This is a genomic window from Mesobacillus sp. (assembly GCF_047739415.1).
Classification (GTDB): Bacteria; Bacillota; Bacilli; order Bacillales; family Cytobacillaceae; genus Mesobacillus.
In genome coordinates this window covers 1-3,595 of sequence record NZ_JBIQOE010000206.1, presented here as the reverse complement: position 1 = coordinate 3,595, position 3,595 = coordinate 1, and the positions used below count along the sequence as shown (strand labels likewise).

Here is a 3,595-nt window from a genome sequence, read left to right as displayed (position 1 = left end):
CTAACTTTCACTTTTTTTTCATGCTTAATCTTTTTATTCTATCTTTCTGGTAAAATGTTTTTAAAACAAGTCTGTTAATAGTTAATTGGGATAAAGGGGATTCAAATTGTGAAGAAAAAAATAATATGGATAGTAATCGGTACGATTCTCACGATTTTCATCGGATTGACTGCTGCTGGGAATTACTTTTATAATGTCGCCATAAATAGGAGCCAGGAATCTGTGGAACTTCATGGTGGCGGGGAAAGTGTTACTGCAGCCAAACTTCTAAGTGAAGAAGAGGAGCAAAAGAAGCTGGAGGAACTTACAGCCTGGACAAAGAAGCAAAAATTTGAAGTGGTCGAGATAAAATCAGAAGATGGATTAAGGCTGAAGGCTCGTTTTTTGAAAAATGATCAACCCTCTGGGAAAGCCGTGATTCTTGCTCATGGTTATAAAGGGAACAGTGAACAGATGCCAGGAATCACGAAGTTTTATTATGAGCAGGGGTATGATATTCTTAAGCCTGATGCGAGGGGACACGGCCTTAGCGAAGGGGACTATATAGGTTATGGCTGGCATGATCGGAAGGATTATGTGAGGTGGTCAGAATTCTTAGCTGAAGAAGCTGGGGCTGATGATATTTTCCTTCATGGTTTTTCCATGGGTGCTGCGACCGTCCTGATGGCGAGCGGGGAGAAACTGCCGGAGCAGGTTAAGGGAATAATTGCTGACAGTGGCTATACGACGGTGCTAGAAGAACTAAGCCACCAATTGAAATACCTGTATAATCTCCCATCATTCCCGGTAATGCAGGTTACCAGTGTGATCACGAATATCAGGGCAGGCTACACATTTGCAGAAGCCTCGGCTATTGACAGTGTTGCGAAAAATAAACTTCCATTACTCATCATCCACGGCGACAAGGATGCATTAGTCCCAACTGAAATGGGAAAACGTATTTTTGAAAAAGCCAAAAGTGATAAAGAGCTTTGGATTGTCCCAGGCGCGGGTCATACGGAGGCATATACAATCGCTGAGCAGGAGTATCAAGAAAAATTAAAGGCCTTCTGGACGAAAGCCATTGGAAAATAGGTGAATTTCATGCAAACAATCGAAAGAATAGGCGAGCGTTTTTGGTATATGACACCTGTTTCTGAGACAGATAGGCCGATCCTCGGTATAGTTGCAGGCAAAGAAAAAACACTGATGATTGACGCCGGAAACTCTGAAGCGCATGCCACTCTTTTCATGGATATGGTAAAAGAGCAGGGTGTAGCTGTGCCCTCTTATGTGGTTTTGACACATTGGCATTGGGACCATATATTCGGACTGTCTGCGCTTGGAAATACTATATCCATCTCTTCTGGGAAAACGAGGAAGGAAATCGAAAAGCTGCGCCCTTTATCCTGGTCAAATGAGGCAATAGATCAAAGGGTAGAAGAAGGAACAGAAATTGAATTTTGCGCGAATGCTATAAAACAAGAGTTCCCCGATAATCGGGACATTAGAATAACCCTGCCAGTGATGACCTTTGAAGATGAATTGGAGATTGATCTTGGCGGAATTACGTGTATCATCAAGCATGTAGGTGGTGACCATGCTGAAGATTCGGTCGTCATTTATGTTAAAGAGGAAAAGATCCTGTTCCTGGCTGACAGCATTTATCCGGATATCTTTTCTGTTAAAGATAACTATTCAATCGAGGGAATAAGAGACTTGCTCAGTAAAATTGAAATCTTTGATGCTGACACCTATATACTGTCCCATTCAGGGGTAATTTCTAAAGAAGAATTCAATCAGGAAGCGAAACTCCTAAGATCAATCACTGATTTGACTGAAAAGCATGGTGGAGATTCTAAATTGATGATTGAGGACTATAGAAAAAAGGTTAACAGAGACCTTGCAGAGGAAGAACTTGAAACAATTGAATACTTCGTCAATGGATTTGAGTTGAGATGAAACACACCCAATCAGGTGTGTTTTTATTTTTACAAGGGTAAATACGAATGGAGTGCTGTATGTGGTTATTTTCAGGCTGTCCCCCATCTCTGCGAAACCGCAATAATCTTTAAGTGGTTCGCAACGGGTAACTAAAAGAAAGGACAAAGAATATATCCGTGTAAAAAACATATATCTCTTAAAGGATATTCATCAAAGGGGGAGAGAACATGCCAGAAGGGAAGCACGACATCATGATTGATGTGCCGATCGAACAGGTCTGGGATTTCGTGAAAGACATGGACAACTGGGCACCTTTATTGCCAGGGTATATCAGTCATGAGAAGCTGAATGAAAAGCAGTCTAACTGGACCTTTAAGGAAACCGTCGGTGTATTGAAAAAGAAAATCAGTTTACAGGTTACCATCAAGGAGTGGATTGAACCAATTAGAGTGACCTTTGAATTGAAGGGAATTAATGAAAATTTGACTGGAAATGGTTATTTTAACGCAGAGAGTCTTGGTCAAAACCGGACAAAGATGACTGGTTATCTGCAAATGACAGCAGAAGGTGCCCTTGCACCTGTCATGAATGCTGTAATGAAGAATTCACTCCCCAAAAGCGGCCAGGAGCTTACCGAAGCAATCGCCGAGAGGCTTGAGCAAAGAAAAGCAATTCGGTGAAAATGGGAGGGAGCCCGCAAACGGCCGGCTCCCTAGTCTATTTTCTCAATTTTCACTGGTCCATCAATCCGTCCGCTTTTGTCAAAATACAGAACAACAGCATCTCCATTTTTTATTTTTTGGTATGCTGCCACTTTTTCTTTTTTAAAATAAATGCTTTTACCATCTCCGCTTTCTCCATAATATCCAGAACTGTCAACCTTATTGATAGTATATTCTTCAGTAAAATACTCTGTTTCAACCTCATTGGAAACTTGTCGTGCTTCGTCCATTTCAAACTTCAGGAAAACCATCAATCCAAGAAGAAGAGTCAATAATAACAGCAATAGTACCTTCATTTGTTTATCCTCCACTGCATAATCCGTAAACATTATATGTAGCAGGCTTGTCTAAATGACATTAATAATTGAAAAAGTTTGCTATAATGATAGGAAAAATCGAAGGAATGACAGAAGGGTTTGACACATGACGAAACTATATGAAGCCGATTTATATGACCCGATCCGAAAGCATTTTTCCAAACAAGGGTACCGAGTCAATGGTGAGGTACACGATTGCGATTTAACGGCTGTTAAGGATGAGGAACTCATAATCGTCGAATTAAAACTGAACCTGAATATTGACCTTTTGCTTCAGGCAACGAGAAGACAGCGACTGACTGACCTTGTATATATCGCGATTCCGAAACCAAAGCGGATATCAAGGAAACGATGGAACGATATTATCCAGTTAGTAAGAAGGCTTGAGCTGGGCTTGATTATTGTATCGTTAGCTGGTAATCGGAAAAAGATTGAGTTCAAGGTTCACCCGGAACCATATAAGCGCATGACAAGCAAGAACACCAGGAAGAAAGCAGCCTTGATTAAAGAAATAGAGGGAAGAAGCGCTGACTACAATATCGGCGGCAGCAACAAAACCAAGATCATGACTGCCTACAAAGAAAATTGCATCCAAATCGCCTGTTACCTTGAAAAACTCGGACAAATGTCTCC

General features: G+C 41.1%; 5 protein-coding genes. 4 read left to right on the top strand and 1 reads right to left on the bottom strand.

Going from position 1 to position 3,595, the window contains the following annotated elements; all coding sequences use genetic code 11:
* The first annotated feature begins 108 nt into the window (after nucleotides 1-108).
* The 3 genes from ACH0QE_RS16490 to ACH0QE_RS16480 all read left to right on the top strand — a co-directional run bounded on the left by ACH0QE_RS16490 (nucleotide 109) and on the right by ACH0QE_RS16480 (nucleotide 2,603).
* Nucleotides 109-1,074 carry an alpha/beta hydrolase gene (locus ACH0QE_RS16490; protein WP_415801666.1) on the top strand — a complete coding sequence of 322 codons (966 nt, stop codon included), beginning with the start codon at nucleotides 109-111 and terminating at the stop codon, nucleotides 1,072-1,074.
* Nucleotides 1,075-1,083: 9 nt separating this feature from the next.
* Nucleotides 1,084-1,941, top strand: a complete 858-nt coding sequence (locus ACH0QE_RS16485; protein WP_415801665.1) for an MBL fold metallo-hydrolase — start codon at nucleotides 1,084-1,086, stop codon at nucleotides 1,939-1,941.
* A gap of 209 nt (nucleotides 1,942-2,150) precedes the next feature.
* Nucleotides 2,151-2,603: a CoxG family protein gene (locus tag ACH0QE_RS16480; RefSeq protein ID WP_415801664.1), complete on the top strand. Its 453-nt coding sequence runs from the start codon at nucleotides 2,151-2,153 to the stop codon at nucleotides 2,601-2,603.
* 32 nt (nucleotides 2,604-2,635) lie between these two features.
* On the opposite strand, the gene ACH0QE_RS16475 is transcribed toward ACH0QE_RS16480, so the two are convergent.
* Entirely contained in the window at nucleotides 2,636-2,941 is a 306-nt protein-coding gene (locus ACH0QE_RS16475; protein ID WP_415801663.1) for a hypothetical protein, read from the bottom strand.
* A 127-nt stretch (nucleotides 2,942-3,068) separates the two neighbouring features.
* Here ACH0QE_RS16475 and ACH0QE_RS16470 point away from each other — a divergent pair.
* The coding region (locus tag ACH0QE_RS16470; protein WP_415801662.1) for a DUF2161 family putative PD-(D/E)XK-type phosphodiesterase at nucleotides 3,069-3,595 on the top strand (527 nt) is incomplete at its 3' end.